This is a genomic window from Kitasatospora sp. NPDC056651, assembly GCF_042792155.1.
Taxonomy (GTDB): domain Bacteria; phylum Actinomycetota; class Actinomycetes; order Streptomycetales; family Streptomycetaceae; genus Kitasatospora.
The window spans coordinates 1-14,227 of record NZ_JBHTWX010000106.1 but is presented as its reverse complement, the minus strand read 5'-3'; the positions used below and the strand labels follow the sequence as shown (position 1 = coordinate 14,227).

Below are 14,227 nucleotides of genomic sequence, written 5' to 3'. Positions count from 1 at the left end.
GTGCTGTCGACCGGGTGGCACCGCCGCTCGGGTCCCCGCCGCTCGGGTCCCCGCCGCCCTCCGGAGGCCCCGGACTCAGCGCTCGCGCAGGCCGGGGACCACCTCGCGCAGGCGATCGACGTCGATGGCGCCCGCCCGCAGCAGGACCGGAACCTCACCGGTGACGTCCACGATCGAGGAGGGCACGGCGGCCGCGGTCGGGCCCCCGTCGAGGTAGACCGCCACCGAGTCGCCCAGCATGCCCTGGGCCGCGTCACAGTCCTGCGGCGAATCGTGCCCGGTCAGGTTCGCACTGGAGACGGCCAACGGACCGGTGGCTTCGAGCAGTTCGATGGCGACCGGGTGCGCGGGCATCCGTACCGCGACCGTCCCGTCGGTGTCGCCGAGGTCCAGCTCGACCGACGCCAGGTGGCGGGCGACGACGGTCAGCCCGCCCGGCCAGAACGCCTTCACCAGGTCCCGGGCGCGCTCCGTCACCTCGACCAGCCCGTCCAGCGCCTCCGGCGAGCCGACCAGCACCGGCGAGGGCATGTTGCGGCCCCGGCCCTTGGCGCGCAGCAGGCGGTCCACCGCCTCCGGGGCGAAGGCGTCCGAGCCCACCCCGTACACGGTGTCCGTGGGCAGCACGACCAGCTCACCGCGGCGCACCGCGGCCACGGCCTCGCGCAGCCCGGCTGCGCGCTCGGACGCGTCCGAGCAGTCAAAACGACGAGTCATCAGGGGTCTCCACCAGCGGGCCGCGGGCCCGCACCGTTCCTCCGGCCCGGCCACCTCTCCGGCCGGACACGACCTGGTCAGCCTACCCGCCCCGGTCCGGCGCCCCGGCCGCGCCCGATCCCGGCGGCCCGCACGGCGGCCTCGGCCGTCCGGGTGACGGGGGGCGCCGGCCCCGCGCCCGCCCGTCCTCCCGGGGGCGGGTGGCGGCGGCCGGACGTAGGTTGCGGACATGAGCAGCGACGAGACGGTCCCGGCCATGGGTGTGCGCCCACTGGACGAGGTGTTCGCCGCGCTCGACAAGATCAACCGGCGCCCCCTGCCCTGGACCGGGTTCGAGCACGGCGTGCTTGGCGCCTACCGGTGGGCGGCCGGCGCCCAGGTCGCGGCCCCGGTCACCGCCGCGGCCACGGCCGCCACCGGGCCGTGCCACGCGCAGCTGCTGGCCGAGTGCCAGGCCGCCGCCGTCGGCCTCCACCGGGCGCGCGCCCAGGGGTCCGACCACCGGTACCTCCTGGGCGTCCACCGGGCGCTGGCGTGGCTCTGCGGACTGCACGAGGACCGCCCCTGAGCGGCCGCGCGTGGCACCGAGCGGGGATCAACGGCACCGTACGGCCGCGCGGTTCAGCGGTACGCGGGGTTCGGCGGTACGCGGGGTTCAGTAGTAGTGGCGGCGCCCGCCGAGGGCGTGCCCGAGGGCTCCGGCGCCCCACAGCACCAGACCGATGAGGGCCAGGATGATGCCGATGGTCCACAGGATCGAGATGCCGGTGACGAAACCGATGATGAGCAGGATGACGCCGAGGATGATCACGAGTGTCTCCCGTTGACGTGGTGGCTGACGGCGGGGCCGCACCGGCGTCTCCCGCCGGAGCCGGTCCCGGGGAGCGGGCCGGCCCTGCCCCGCCCGTCTCCACAACCCCCGCGTTTACCGCAGTACCGCCCGGGCAAACCGGCCGGCCGCCGCTTCCCCTCACCGGCGGTGGCGGCCGCCCCGGCGGCGGCGCGGCGGGGCCACCCGGGGCGCCGGCAGGAAGAGGCGGGCCAGCTCGCGGCCCAGGTTGACGCCGATGGCGAGGGCCATCGCCATCGCGCCGGCCCGCCCGACACCGCTCAGCCCGACCTCCGGCTCGCCCCGGACGAAGGCGAGCAGCCCGAAGTAGAGCACCGAGCCGGGCAGCAGCGGCCCCAGCGCGGCGGTGATGTGCGGCAGCGCCGAGCTCCCCCGGCAGCGCGCCATGAGCTGGCCGGACAGTCCCACCAGCCCGGCGGCCAGGCCGGTGGCCAGGATCGGCTCGCCGCCCGCGTTCACCAGCACCCCGTAGGTGGTCCAGCCGGCCGCGCTGTTCAGCATGACGGCGGGCAGCGTGGCCGGCTCGGTGTTCAGCAGCACCGCGAAGGCCAGTGTGAGCAGGACGGCGGCGGCGAGTTGCAGCGGCGGGTTCACCGCCCCGTGCGGGGCGTCCTGGGCCGCGAGGTCCGCGCCGTTGTTGACGCCCACGTAGAGCACCGTCATCACCCCGATCACCACGGCGGCCATCAGGTAGAGCGCTTCGAGCAGCCGGGCGGCCGCGGTGAGGTAGAAGCCGGCCAGCCCGTCCTGGGCCGCCGCGACCATCGGCCACCCCGGCAGCAGCGCGTACAGCCCCCCGGTGATCACCACCGATCCGCGCAGGTGCAGCCCGTTGAACGAGAGCAGGATGCCGATCACGGCGGCCGGCACCGCCGCCACCACGAACTGGTAGAACGCCGGGAGGTCGTGGCGCGCCACCAGCGCCGAGAGCCGCTCGCCGGCCAGCGCGGCGACGACGGCGCTGGCGAACACCAGCCAGGCCCGGGCGTCGGCCCGGCCGCCGATCAGCAGCGTCGCGGCCCCGGCCATCCCGCCGAAGCTGAGCCCGAGCAGTCGGCCGGAGTAGCGGCGGCAGTGCCGGCGCGCGGCCACCAGGCGGGCGTGGGCCTCGGGGACCGCCAGTCCGCCGACCGTCATCTCGGTGACCAGCCGGAACACCGCGGCCAGCCGTGCGTAGTCGACGGCCGGGCGGCGGACCGAGCATTCCGCCGACAGCGAGGGCTCCGACGGGCCGGGCTGGTAGGAGATCGCCACGCGGGTGAAGGTGACCTGGGGATCGCAGGGGTGCACGCGGTAGGCGCGCGCGACGGCGAGCATGGCTGCCTCGACGTCCTCCGCCGCCTCCCCGCTGGCCAGCAGCAGTTCGCCGACGAGCAGCGCGAGGTCCAGTACCCGGGCCGGCTCGGTGCCGGCCGGAGGGTCCGCGCCCGCCCCCTCCGGGGCCGGCCCCCGGTCGGCCGTCGGGGTGCGCAGCAGCGACAGCATCGCGTCGGGCCAGGGGGCGGCGGTGTCGTCGCCCGCCCGCCCGGGGCGGGCGCCCGGTCCGGGGCTCGCGGGCGGCGGGCCCGCCGACGGGGGGCTCTGCGGCGGCCGGCCCTGGGGTGGGTGGCCCTGAGGTGGGTGGCCCTGAGGTGGGTGGCCCTGAGGTGGCACCCGGGTAGGACGTCCGTCCGGGTCGGCAGGCGCGCCGAGTTGCTCGTGTTCCGTCATCGCGACTCCCTGACCCCACCCCCTCGTCGTCAACTCCGTGCAGCCGATCAAGTACCCGGAGTGATGCTGCTGCGAACGCGCCACACCCGGCACACCCGTCCGAACCGGAGCACGACCCGCCGTACACGCCCCGTCGCCCCGCGCGTGCCGACCCCGGGGCCGCCCACCCCGTCCCGGCCACCGGATTCGCCACCCTCCCCCGGGGCACCCGATGACCGTCCCGATCCCTCCGGGGCCGGGCGAGCCCGATCCGGCGCCGCCGCCGATTCCGCCGTTCCCGCCTCCGGAGTCGCTCCCGGAGCCCGGGCAGGGCCGAAGCCCTTGGGTGGCCGTCGGATCCGTCGGCGCCCGGCAAGCCGGGGTGCGGCCGACGCGGTCAGAAGCGCGGCGTCAGCAGGCCGCTCAGCTCGGCCTCGAAGAGCAGCTCGGGCCGGAAGCCCATGCCGGTGAAGTGCCCGGCGAGCTCCAGTGACAGCACGCCGTGCAGCCGGGTCCAGAAGACCAGGAAGCGGTGGAGCACCTCGGGCGGGGCCGGCCGCTCGCCCGCCCAGCCCCGGTGGCCGAGCAGATGGGTGGCGAACGGCGCCTCCGGGGCCCGCGGGGCGTCGGAGGCGGCCGGGGCGAGTGCCGTACAGGCGTCGACGAGGGTCCGCATCACCTCGTCGGCGATGGCTGTGGTGTCCTCCGGTGCGTGGTAGCCGGGAACGGGGGTGCCGTAGAGCAGGAAGTACCGCTGGGGGTCGGCGAGGGCCCAGCCGCGCAGGGCGCGGGCGAGCCCGGCCAGGTCGGCGCCCTCGGCGGCGGCCGCGCCGAGCGTGTCGGCGAGGCTCCGATAGGCGTCGCGGACGAGTTCGGTGATCAGTTCGTCGCGGCCGGCGAAGTAGCGGTAGAGCGCGGGGCCGCTCACGCCCATCCGTTTGGCGATCGCGTTGAGGGACAGCGCCGAGGCCCCGGCCGTGGCGATCTGCTCCCGGGCGTGCTCCTTGATCTCCTCGCGCACCTGGGCCCGGTACCGCTCGCGCGGGGTGTCCGCGCCGCCCGCCCTCGCCATGATCCGTGCGTCCTCCGCTCCACCCGACTACATGGTCACGCTTCCGCGAGAAGCTATCACGGACCTGTTGACCCTTCACCCCGGGGGAGTTACAACTTCTCACAGAAGCATGAGCATCTAGCTCGCCACGTCCGCGCCGCATCCCGGCCGCATCCCGCCGGCCGGCCAGCGAAGGGGAATCCCATGTCCGCCACCCGCGCCACCGGCATCCGCGCCGCGCTGCTGACCGTTCCGCTCGCCCTCGGCCTGCTCGGCGGCGCCGCCGAGCCCGCCGGGGCCGCCACCACCCAGCGCCCCGACTCCCCGCTCACCTGCCAGGGAGCGGGCGTCGACCCCGACGCCCGCGTCCGGTACCGGACCGAAACCGTGGTCCACGCGCCGCTGCGGACGGTCTGGCGCCTCCAGACCGATGTGGCGCGCTGGCCCGACTGGCAGGCCCCGGTGCGCAGCGCCGAGCGCCTCGACCACGGTCCGCTGCACCGGGGTTCGGTGTTCCACTGGACCACCCCGCTGCCCCCGAACCCGGCCTCGACCGACCCGGTCCTGGAGATCACCTCCACCGTCCGGCAGCTGTCACCCGGTTCCTGCATCCGTTGGACCGGCCCGGCGGTCGCCACCGGGTTGCGGATCGACGGCGTCCACGTGTGGACCTTCACCGAGGTCGACGGCGGCGTCCTGGTGCGCACCGAGGAGACCCACACCGGCCCCCAGGTCGACGCGAACGTCCCCGCCGCCACCGACATCCTCCGCCAGGGCCTCGAAGGCTGGCTGCACGACCTGAAGGCCACCGCCGAGGCCCGCGCCGCTCAGCCCGGACCGAACTGACCCTCCACCCGGACCGCGAACCGAATCCGACACCGGACCGCGAACCGGCGCATGGAAGCCGGTGCCCCGGGCAGACGCCGCCCCGGGGCGGACTTCGCCCCACCGACGAGAGGAGAGCGGACCATGGGCGCCGAGGACAAGATGCGGAACATGGCGGAGAAGGTCGGCGGCAAGGCCAAGGAGGCCGTCGGCAAGGCCACCGACGACCGCTCGACCGAGCTCAAGGGCAAGGCCGAGCAGGCGAAGAGCGACCTGAAGCAGGCCGCCGAGAAGCTCAAGGACGCCGGGAAGCACTGACCCGACACCCGGTGGCCGCCTCCGGACGGCCCCGGGTGTCCTTCCTTCCGCGGCGCCCGGAAGAGGAACGGCCCCGTGAACGGCCGGCGCCGGCCCGTCCCCCGCCGGGGCCTGATCCCGGCTACGGAGCGAGCAGCCCGAACCGCTCCGCGTAGCGCGCGAGGCCGTCGGCCGTCGCACCGGCCCAGCCGAGGTAGCCGTCCGGCCGGACCAGGAACACGCCCGCGCCGTACGCCTCGTAGGCCGGAACGCGCACCACCGGCACGGCGACGTCGGGCAGTCGCGCGTCGGTGCCGACGGTGAGCAGGGTCCAGTGCGGGCCGCGGAAGGCGTCGAACAGCCGGATGCCGCCCCGGAGGCCGTCCGGGGCGCGGTCGCCGGCCCGCAGCGCCTCCGCCGGGAGGTCCGGGCGGGTCTCCACGGTGAGTGCGGACTCCCGGTAGCCGAGGCCGAGTTGCTGGGTCTCCCGGCCGCGGCGCTGCTCGCCGCGGTGGACCCGGGTGGACAGCGCCAGCATCGCGGCCGCGTTGGCGCGGCGCTCCTGCTCGTAGCTGTCCAGCAGATCCGCTCCGGCCCGCCCGGACAGGACGGCGGCCAGCTTCCAGCCCAGGTTGTAGGCGTCCTGGACGCTGGTGTTCAGCCCCTGCCCGCCGGCCGGCGAGTGGACGTGCGCGGCGTCACCGGCGAGGAACACCCGGTCGGCCCGGAAGCGGTCGGCGAGCGCCGCGCGCGGGCGGAACTCGGAGATCCAGCGCAGTTCGGTGAGCTGCTCGGCGGCCAGGTGGGAGCGGGCCGCGACCACCTCGCGCAGTCCGTCGAGGGTGAGGTCGACGGCCGTTCCCTGGGGGAAGCGCGCGACCAGCTGGAAGTCCTCGGTGCCGGCGATGGGGCAGATTCCCACCAGCCCGTCCTCGGACTGGAACACGTGCCAGTGGTCCCGGTCCAGCCCGTCGATCCGGACGTCCGCGACCAGCATCGGGGCCGGGTCGACGGTCTCGCCGGTCATCCCGATGCCGAGCAGCCGCCGCACGGTCGAGCGCCCGCCGTCCGCCGCGACGAGGTAGCGCGCCCGGACCGGGCCGCCGGTGGCGAACTCGGCCGTCACGCCGTCCTCGTCCTGCGCCAGGCCGACCAGCTCGCGCCCGAACGCGACCTCGCCGCCGAGTTCGCGCAGCCGCCCGTACAGCACCTGCTGGGTGCGCCACTGGGGCAGCATCAGCGTCTCGGTGTACGGCTCGGCCTCGGTGGGCTCGGTCGGGTCGAACATCCGGCCCTCGCCGCGCCGTTCGCCGTCCTGCCAGAACAGGGTGGGCGGGTAGTGCCCGGCCTCCGCGAGGACCCGGTCGAGCACGCCGAGGTCGTCGAGCACCTCCAATGTGCGCGGTTGCAGGCCCTTGCCGCGCGAGCCGGGGAAGAGTTCCGCGCCGCGTTCGACCACCAGTGCGGCGACGCCGTGCCGGGCGAGGTCCAGTGCCAGGGCGAGTCCGGTGGGTCCGGCGCCGATGACCAGGACGTCCGTGTGCGGGCGGGGAGAAGTCACGGCAGCCTCCTTAACGTTGTTAAACAGCCGTCGCCGACAGCCTGCACTTAACAGCGTTAAACTGTCAACCGTGACCACCCGGAGAAACCCCAAGCTCGACCGCGGCCAGGTCGTCGGCACCGCACTGGACCTGCTGAACGAGGCAGGCCTGGACGGCCTGACACTGCGCGCCATCGCCGCCCGGCTCGACGTCAAGGCACCCGCGCTGTACTGGCACTTCAAGGACAAGCAGGCGCTGCTGGACGAGATGGCGACCGAGATGATGCGCCGCATGACCGGCCGGGCGGAAGCGGGCCGGGCGGGAGCGGGCCACTCGGAGGGCGGCTGGCGGGAGACGTACCTGACGACCATGCGCGCCCTGCGCGCCGAACTGCTGCGCTACCGCGACGGCGCGAAGGTCTACAGCGGCGCCCGGTTCACCGACACGAGCTACGCGGCCGGCCTGGACGCCTCGCTGCGCGCGCTGGTCGAGGCCGGTTTCACCCCGGCGAACGCCGCCAGGGCCTGGCAGACCGCCTACAGCTACACCATCGGCTACGTCATCGAGGAGCAGGCGATGGGCCCCAACCCCTTCGACGGCGAGGAGGGCTACGACGTGGACTCCCGCGCCGAGCGCCTGGCCGCCCACCCGCTGGCCGCCGAGTCGGGCCGGGTGATGTTCCAGGGCTTCGACGAGGGCTTCGAACAGGGCCTGGCGGCGGTGCTCGCCGGGGTCGAGGCCACCCTGCTCCGTTAGGGCGGGCCCGACGGCACCGTCGGGCCCGCATCCGGGCCCGGCGGTGCCCCCGCTTCCCCGGCGGGGCGTCAGGCCGTCATGAACTCGCCCACCCGCAGTGCCCGCCGCACGATCCGGACGTCCCCGACGTACCCGTGGAAGACCTTGTCCAGCACCCCCGCGTACGCGTAGCCGCCCAGCATCCAGGGCCGCCCCAGCGTGGTCAGCCCGACGGCGGGCGTCGCCGGGTTGCGGGCCACCTCGCAGCCCTCCACGTACATCCGGCTGAGCTTGCCGTCGTTGACCACCGCGACGTGCCACCACCGGTCCAGCGGCAGCTGGTGCCCCCAACAGGTGGACGCCCCGGTCTGGTTGAGCGGGTAGACGCACCACTGGAGGGCCGGCGCCTCGGAGACGCTGAGCGTGGCGACCGGCTCGTCGGCGTCCGTCCCCGGCCCGCTCCTGCCCGCCTCGCCGCTCGTCCCCCACCGGCTGAGCAGGGCGGACCAGCGGCTGCGCGCGGAGTCCCAGTCGGCCGGCAGCTTGAAGAACGCCTCGACGGTGAAGCCGCGCTCGAAGGTCTCCCGGTTCACCGGCGCGGTGGGCACGGTCTGGAGGTAGCCACCGCGGACCGGCGCCCTGGTGCCCCGGAACAGCAGGCTGCCGTGGCCCGGCTGGTCCGGGTGGTGCTCGGCGGACCAGCTGAGCGCGCCGTCCGGCGTGCCCGGGGCGCCCTGCCAGAGCAGGTCGTTGCCCTGCCCGGTCAGGTCCTTGACCACCTGCTGCGGGGAGACGGCCGTCCCGTCCCCGCCCCCGTCGTCGAACCGCCAGTAGGCCACCGTGTCGCGCACCAGCAGTTCGCTCGCCCGGCGCGCCGGGCGCTGCGGGCGGGGCGCGAAGCCGGCGAAGCGGCGGTCGAAGTCGATCGCGAGCGAGAAGCGGTCCACGTCCGAGGTCAGTTCGGCCTCCTGGGCCGCCAGCTTGTTGCGCTCCTCGGCGGCGGTCTGCTGGATCCACGGCGAGAAGGTCGACACGTCGACGGTGTTCCGGTCGAGGTCGAAGCGGTACGCCCGGATCATCGCCGCGCCGCCGTAGTAGCGGTCCTGGTAGTTGGTGATGTGGACGTGGACGTCATGACCGGCCTTGTTCTTCAGCACGGTGCGCCCGGGCGGCCAGTAGTGCCCGTTGACGGTCAGGAAGACCTGGTCGTTGCCGCTGACCAGCCGCTCCCAGAGCCGCTTCCCGTAGTCGGACAGCTCGGCGCGGCCGCTGTCGTCGGCGTGCGCCAGGTCGTGGGTGGTCAGGATCACCGGGAGCTCGGGGTTGGCCGCGATCACCCCGTTCGCCCAGGCGAAGCCCGCGTCGGAGAGCCGCCAGTCCAGCGAGAGCACCATCCAGTCGCGGCCGCCCGCGCGGAACACGTGGCAGGTGTTGTAGCCGTCCGGGCTGGAGCCGCGGTACCCGGAGGTGCGGGCCGCCCGGGCCTTGCCGAAGGTCTCCAGGTACGGGGTGCTGCCGCGCTGGTCGTCGGTCGAGGAGCGGACGTCGTGGTTGCCGGCGAGCACGCCGTAGGCCGCGCCGGCGTCGTCCAGCAGACCGAACACCTTGGTGACGGCGGCGTACTCGACGGCCAGTCCGTTCTCGGTGACGTCGCCGAGGTGGGCCAAAAAGACGATGTTGTCGTCCGTCCCGTCCTCCCGGTTGACCCCGCCGTCCAGCACGTAGCGGACCGAGGCCTCCAGCGGCGCCGGGTGGATCCGGTCCTGGTCGAACAGGTACTGGGTGTCCGGCATGACGACGACGGTGAACTGCCGGGCGTCCGGGTCCGGCTGCCAACGCCCGTGGCCCTTGCCCTTCTTCGGCTTCTTCGCCGCCCCGCCGGGCCCGGCGGCCGGCTCGGCTCCGGCCGCCTGCGCGGGCACCGCGCCGAGCAGCCCGAGCCCGGCGCTGCCGACCCCGGCGCCCAACAGACCGGCCCCGCGCAGGAACCGGCGCCGGCCGGCCGCGGCCGGTCCCTCCCCGTCGAGGTCGGCGGTCCGCGGGCAGCCGCACTCGTGCTCGGTCGCCTGGATGTCGTGCATGTTCGCTCCCGGAAGTGGTCCGGGCCCTGACGGTACGTACCGGGATCGGTCGGAGATCATCGGGCGGGCCACGCTCCGCTGAACAGCGGCCGAATCCGACGGGCCGGAACGGGGCCCACCAGGAGCGGGGGCCGGCCGGGGCGCGGCCGAGGAGGGGCCCGGGCCGGGGCGCGGCCGAGGAGGGGCCCGGGCCGGGGCGCGGCCGAGGAGGGGCCCGGGCCGCCCGGGTGAGCGACCGCCGCGCGTGTGCCGACGCCGGACCCGGGTAGGCGCGTCGGTGAAGACGACCGGCTCACTCCGTTCGGGGGCCGTCATGGCCGTACGACGCAGACCAGGCACGCAGCGCGGGGGCGGGACGCACCGCCCGACGGGCGAGCGCCACGACTTCCCGCACGCCCCGCGGGGCCCCGGCCGGACCATGCCGCAGATCCGGCCCCAGGAGACGGTGCGCCGGGGCGACGAGCCGGTGACCGCCCGGTCGGACCTGGAGCTGCGGCGGCTGCTGTCGCGGATCTTCCTGGTGCTGTTCGTCGGCGCGGCGGTGCTCTTCGCCGTGCTGGCCGCGCTGGCCGGCCCCGGCCCCGCGCCGAACCAGGGGACCTACGCGTTCTTCGCCGCCCTGTGCGCCGGGTTCGCCGGCATCACCGGTGTCGACCTCCTGGTGATCCGGCGCCGCCTGGCCGCCGGGCAGGGCCGGGACCGGGCCGACCGGAGGCCGTGAGCGGGCCCGTACGACTCGCGCGAGCGGGCCTCTACGACTCGTGCGCCGGCTCACGGTACCGGACCGCGCACAACCCCCCTCCGGGCCACAACCATCCCACCGGGTCTGGCCCGGTGGCCGTTCGGCAGACCCCGGGTTTGCATGGACTCACCCGAGCCCCCAGCGATCCGGAGGTAACGCCGTGTACGAGATGTGGGCCGAGCACGACCCGGCGGTGTCCCCGCCCGCCGTGGTGTGGCACGTGGTGGCGAAGGACGACGCGTCCTCGTCGTTGTGCGGGCGCTTCCTCGAACCCTCCCAGCGCGTCGTCCCGGCGGCGGACGGTGCCGGTGCGGCCGGGCCGGACCGGTACTGCGACCCCTGCCTGGTCACCGTGCGCGAGGCCTTGGCCGCCAGCGCGCGGTAGCGGTCCGGTGCGACGTCCGCCCTGGTCTCCTCCGTCCGTTCCTTCGTCCGTTCGTCTCTTCGCTCCGATGCGTCGTTTCCGATTCCTCAGGGCAACGGAACCGCCAGCAGGCACGGGTGTCGGCTGCCGGTTCCGGGAGCCGTCAGGACGGTGGCCACCTCTCCGGTGATCTCCACCCGGAAGCCGCCGTCCGAGCTCTCCCAGACGAACCCCCCGTCCGGTGCCACGGTCCGCGTCTCGTGCACGACGACGACGCACAACGGAGCGTGTCCGCCGATCGCGCCGGGGAGCGTCACCGCACAACGGCGGGCGAGGCTTCTCATCACTGCCTCCTTCTCTCCCACCCTGTGCCATCGATTCTCCACCCGGCCCGACCGCTTGTACACGGACGAGCCGCCACCGGCCACGGCCGCCGTCGGCGTCGGCATCCGGGCTGCGGGGGCACCCGGTCTCGCGTATGCCCGACTTCGACGCGACCACACGTAACCGCGTCGGCCGGCTGCCCGACTCCCCGCACGGTGAGGCGGTGAGGCGGTGACCGCCGGGGCCGGCCGGGGCTCCCCGGCCGCCGCGCGGCGGAGCACCGCCGGGCGAACCGCCGTGGCATGGGTCATCGTGGCGTGAGACGACACCGCACCGGCCGAGCCCGAGGAGACCGCCCGTGGGAGTGAACGGCGCCGGCCGGCGGCCCGTACCGTTGGGGAGCCGTCGCCCCCGGCTGCCGTCCCACCGGGCCCGCGCCGACACGCGCGCCGACACGACGGGCCGGGGACAGCCCTCCGGGGAGCACGTCTCCCCCGGGCTGCGGACGGCCGCCGGGTACACCTGGCGGCTGGCACTGCTGGGGCTCGTCGCGTTCCTGGCCGTCGAGGTCCTGACCCGGCTGGAACTGCCCGTCGTCGCGGTGTTCGTCGCGCTGGTCATCACCTCCGTCCTGCGCCCGCCGGTCGACCTGCTGGCCCGGACGATGCCCCGCTCGCTCGCCGTCCTGATCACCCTCCTGTGCACCACCGCCGTCGTCGGCGGGGTCCTGACGCTGGCCGGCACGACCGTCGCCACCGAGTGGAGCCGTCTGGACAACGAACTGCGCGGCGGTCTCACCCGGATCGACCACTGGCTCACCCGCGCCCCCTTCCACCTGCGGCCCGGGACGGTCACCGGTCTGCGGGCCAAGATCGGCGAGTTCGTCTCCGCCCACCGCTCCGCCCTGGTCAGCACCGCGCTCACCGGCGCCAGCCGGGTCGTCGAACTGGTCACCGGGCTGGCACTCGCGGTGTTCTGCTCGGTGTTCTTCCTGCACTCCGGCGAGCGGATGTGGTCCTGGGCGCAGCAGCAGCTGCCGGCCCGCAGCCGCTCGGGCTGGGACCGCGCCGGTCGCGCCGCCTGGCGCACCTTCGCGGGCTACACCCGGGGCGTGCTGATCGTGGCGGCCTCCAACGCGGTGCTGGTGGGCATCGCGCTGGCGATCCTGCGGGTGCCGCTGGTGATGCCGCTGATCGTGCTGGAGTTCGCGGCGACCCTCGTCCCGCTGATCGGGTCCCCGATCGCCCTGGCCATCGCCGCGGTCGTCGCGCTGGCCGCCCGCGGCCCGGTGATCGCCCTGCTGGTGCTCGCGCTGATCGTGGTCATCGGCCAGATCGAGGGCCACCTGCTGCACCCGCTGGTGCTCAGCTGGTCGGTGCGCATCCACCCGGTGGTCATCGCCGTGTCGGTGGCCGGCGGCGCTGTGCTGGCGGGGGTCCTGGGCGCGGTGGTGGCGGTGCCGGTGGTGTCGGTGGCCTGGGCGGTGCTCGGTGAGCTGCGCAGCCATGGCAGGCCCCGCCGCTCGGCGGGCGGGCCCCCGGCGGCGGGCCCGCCGGCCCGGCCGGGTGCCGCGGACAGTACCGGCTCGGGATAGCCGGGGGCCCGTTGACCTGGCAGGATTCCCGCTGACCGGTGCCGTATGGAGCCCCTTCCGTCGGCACGCCCGCGCGCCAGAAAGGGCCACCCCGTGACCACTCCCAGCAATGTCGCCGTCGAGCGGGCGGACGACCGGAACCGGTACGAGATCCTCGTCGACGGCGCGCTCGCCGGCTTCACCGAGTACCGCGACCACGACGCGCAGCGGGTCTTCTTCCACACCGAGGTCGACGAGGCCTTCGCCGGCCAGGGTCTCGCCTCGCGCCTGGTGCGGGAGGCCCTGACGGACGTGCGCGCGACCGGCAGGCGGATCGTGCCGATCTGCCCGTACGTCGCCGAGTTCCTGCTGAAGCACGAGGAGTTCGGGGACATCACCGACCCGGTCACCCCGGAGGTCAAGGGCTGGCTGCGCACCCAGCTGTACTGACCCGGCCCCGCCCCCGGCGCGGTTCCGGCCCGGCGGACGGACGGCCGCGGCACCGGATCCCTCCCGTCCATGGCCCGCCCGGCCCTCCGCGGTGGGGTCATTGGGCCCTGTCCGCGCGGCCGGGCGGCGGGGATCCTGGTCGCCGGTACGCGCCGACTGGCAGTGGAAGGGCCTGGTGATGGGCGAGTTGGTCACGGTGAGGGCGTTCGAGGGGCTGACCGGCGAGGTCCTGGCCGAAGCACGGAGCCGGGTGGCCGCCGCGGCGGAGGCTCCGGGAGTGGGGACGCTGGTGGAGGCCCTGCGGGTCCGGCTGGCGGCCGTGGCCGGAGGCGTGCTGGCGCAGGTGAACGCCGAGGTGGACGGCCGGCGGATCCGCGTCCAGGAGGCCGCGGCCGGGCTGGGCGACTCCCTCGACCGGGTGAGCGACGCGCTGCGCGGCAGGATCAGGGCCGTCACCGGTGCCTGGGCGCCGCGCCCCTGGCCGGCCCACCGCCCGGTGGCGCCCGCCGGTGCGGCCGGCGCGGCCGTCCGCGAGCTGCGGGTCGTCCGGCACAAGGAGCCGTCGCTGGTGTGGTGTTCACCGGGGGCCGCCGCCCGGACCATGGACGCGATGGACTACGACATCCACCTGTTCACCGATCCGGCGACCGAGACCGACGCCGTGGTCTACCGGGTCGGGCCGACCGGCTACCGCCTCGCCCGTACCGTGCCCGCCGGTCCGGCCGGCCGCCGGACCTCGCCGATCACGCTCAGCCCGCACGGCGCGCCCCGGCTGACGGAGGCCCAGGCCGTCGACCGGCTGGCGGGCGCGGAGCTGCCGTTCCTGTTCTTCGCGCACCCGGACAGCGGCCGCGGCCGGGTGCTCTACCGCCGCTTCGACGGCGATCTCGGCCTGATCGCGGGCCGCGTCTGACGGCCGCGGGCCTGCCCGAACGCCGCACCGAAGACCACCATGCCCCGCCGGGGGCGCCCCCCGCCCGGGGGGGGC

The 14,227-nt window shown here is 75.2% G+C and carries 16 protein-coding genes; 9 read left to right on the top strand and 7 right to left on the bottom strand.

All coding sequences use genetic code 11. The annotated features are described in order from the left end of the window. Nucleotides 1–75: 75 nt before the first annotated feature. A complete protein-coding gene (locus ACFRAR_RS30950; RefSeq protein ID WP_380702190.1) occupies nucleotides 76–717 on the bottom strand; it encodes an L-threonylcarbamoyladenylate synthase in 642 nt (213 codons plus the stop codon). Between the two features lie 229 nt (nucleotides 718–946). On the opposite strand from ACFRAR_RS30950, the gene ACFRAR_RS30945 reads away from it, so the two are divergent. Then, complete coding sequence (locus tag ACFRAR_RS30945) at nucleotides 947–1,285, top strand: hypothetical protein (protein ID WP_380702188.1); 339 nt, start codon at nucleotides 947–949, stop codon at nucleotides 1,283–1,285. Nucleotides 1,286–1,372: 87 nt separating this feature from the next. On the opposite strand, the gene ACFRAR_RS30940 is transcribed toward ACFRAR_RS30945, so the two are convergent. The 3 genes from ACFRAR_RS30940 to ACFRAR_RS30930 all read right to left on the bottom strand — a co-directional run bounded on the left by ACFRAR_RS30940 (nucleotide 1,373) and on the right by ACFRAR_RS30930 (nucleotide 4,328). Then, the gene (locus ACFRAR_RS30940; protein ID WP_380702186.1) at nucleotides 1,373–1,528 is read right to left on the bottom strand and encodes a DUF6131 family protein; all 156 of its coding nucleotides are present in this window, start codon (nucleotides 1,526–1,528) and stop codon (nucleotides 1,373–1,375) included. A 159-nt stretch (nucleotides 1,529–1,687) separates the two neighbouring features. Then, nucleotides 1,688–3,277 carry a threonine/serine exporter ThrE family protein gene (locus tag ACFRAR_RS30935; RefSeq protein WP_380702184.1) on the bottom strand — a complete coding sequence of 530 codons (1,590 nt, stop codon included), beginning with the start codon at nucleotides 3,275–3,277 and terminating at the stop codon, nucleotides 1,688–1,690. Between the two features lie 376 nt (nucleotides 3,278–3,653). Beyond that, entirely contained in the window at nucleotides 3,654–4,328 is a 675-nt protein-coding gene (locus ACFRAR_RS30930) for a TetR/AcrR family transcriptional regulator (protein WP_380702182.1), read from the bottom strand. Nucleotides 4,329–4,511: 183 nt separating this feature from the next. On the opposite strand from ACFRAR_RS30930, the gene ACFRAR_RS30925 reads away from it, so the two are divergent. Both ACFRAR_RS30925 and ACFRAR_RS30920 read left to right on the top strand, forming a co-directional pair. Beyond that, nucleotides 4,512–5,153 (top strand): SRPBCC family protein, encoded by a 642-nt coding sequence (locus ACFRAR_RS30925; protein WP_380702180.1) that lies wholly within the window; start codon nucleotides 4,512–4,514, stop codon nucleotides 5,151–5,153. A gap of 123 nt (nucleotides 5,154–5,276) precedes the next feature. Further along, nucleotides 5,277–5,450 (top strand): CsbD family protein, encoded by a 174-nt coding sequence (locus tag ACFRAR_RS30920; protein ID WP_380702178.1) that lies wholly within the window; start codon nucleotides 5,277–5,279, stop codon nucleotides 5,448–5,450. A 121-nt stretch (nucleotides 5,451–5,571) separates the two neighbouring features. Here ACFRAR_RS30920 and ACFRAR_RS30915 read toward each other — a convergent pair whose 3' ends face one another. Continuing rightward, nucleotides 5,572–6,990: an FAD-dependent monooxygenase gene (locus ACFRAR_RS30915; RefSeq protein WP_380702176.1), complete on the bottom strand. Its 1,419-nt coding sequence runs from the start codon at nucleotides 6,988–6,990 to the stop codon at nucleotides 5,572–5,574. 70 nt (nucleotides 6,991–7,060) lie between these two features. Between ACFRAR_RS30915 and ACFRAR_RS30910 the strand changes: the two genes are divergently transcribed. Then, nucleotides 7,061–7,726: a TetR/AcrR family transcriptional regulator C-terminal domain-containing protein gene (locus ACFRAR_RS30910; RefSeq protein ID WP_380702174.1), complete on the top strand. Its 666-nt coding sequence runs from the start codon at nucleotides 7,061–7,063 to the stop codon at nucleotides 7,724–7,726. Between the two features lie 68 nt (nucleotides 7,727–7,794). On the opposite strand, the gene ACFRAR_RS30905 is transcribed toward ACFRAR_RS30910, so the two are convergent. Then, entirely contained in the window at nucleotides 7,795–9,786 is a 1,992-nt protein-coding gene (locus ACFRAR_RS30905) for a LamG-like jellyroll fold domain-containing protein (protein WP_380702172.1), read from the bottom strand. 313 nt (nucleotides 9,787–10,099) lie between these two features. On the opposite strand from ACFRAR_RS30905, the gene ACFRAR_RS30900 reads away from it, so the two are divergent. Both ACFRAR_RS30900 and ACFRAR_RS30895 read left to right on the top strand, forming a co-directional pair. Beyond that, entirely contained in the window at nucleotides 10,100–10,507 is a 408-nt protein-coding gene (locus ACFRAR_RS30900) for a DUF6343 family protein (RefSeq protein WP_380702170.1), read from the top strand. Nucleotides 10,508–10,688: 181 nt separating this feature from the next. Then, on the top strand, nucleotides 10,689–10,913 hold the full coding sequence (locus tag ACFRAR_RS30895; protein ID WP_380702168.1) for a hypothetical protein: 225 nt from the start codon (nucleotides 10,689–10,691) through the stop codon (nucleotides 10,911–10,913). Nucleotides 10,914–10,999: 86 nt separating this feature from the next. Here ACFRAR_RS30895 and ACFRAR_RS30890 read toward each other — a convergent pair whose 3' ends face one another. Beyond that, entirely contained in the window at nucleotides 11,000–11,236 is a 237-nt protein-coding gene (locus tag ACFRAR_RS30890) for a DUF6296 family protein (RefSeq protein WP_380702166.1), read from the bottom strand. Nucleotides 11,237–11,574: 338 nt separating this feature from the next. Here ACFRAR_RS30890 and ACFRAR_RS30885 point away from each other — a divergent pair, with 338 nt between their 5' ends. The 3 genes from ACFRAR_RS30885 to ACFRAR_RS30875 all read left to right on the top strand — a co-directional run bounded on the left by ACFRAR_RS30885 (nucleotide 11,575) and on the right by ACFRAR_RS30875 (nucleotide 14,152). Then, complete coding sequence (locus tag ACFRAR_RS30885) at nucleotides 11,575–12,810, top strand: AI-2E family transporter (RefSeq protein ID WP_380702164.1); 1,236 nt, start codon at nucleotides 11,575–11,577, stop codon at nucleotides 12,808–12,810. A gap of 45 nt (nucleotides 12,811–12,855) precedes the next feature. Further along, entirely contained in the window at nucleotides 12,856–13,239 is a 384-nt protein-coding gene (locus tag ACFRAR_RS30880) for a GNAT family N-acetyltransferase (RefSeq protein ID WP_380702162.1), read from the top strand. Nucleotides 13,240–13,339: 100 nt separating this feature from the next. Then, nucleotides 13,340–14,152, top strand: a complete 813-nt coding sequence (locus tag ACFRAR_RS30875) for a sigma 54 modulation/S30EA ribosomal C-terminal domain-containing protein (protein ID WP_380702160.1) — start codon at nucleotides 13,340–13,342, stop codon at nucleotides 14,150–14,152. The last annotated feature ends 75 nt before the right edge of the window (nucleotides 14,153–14,227 follow it).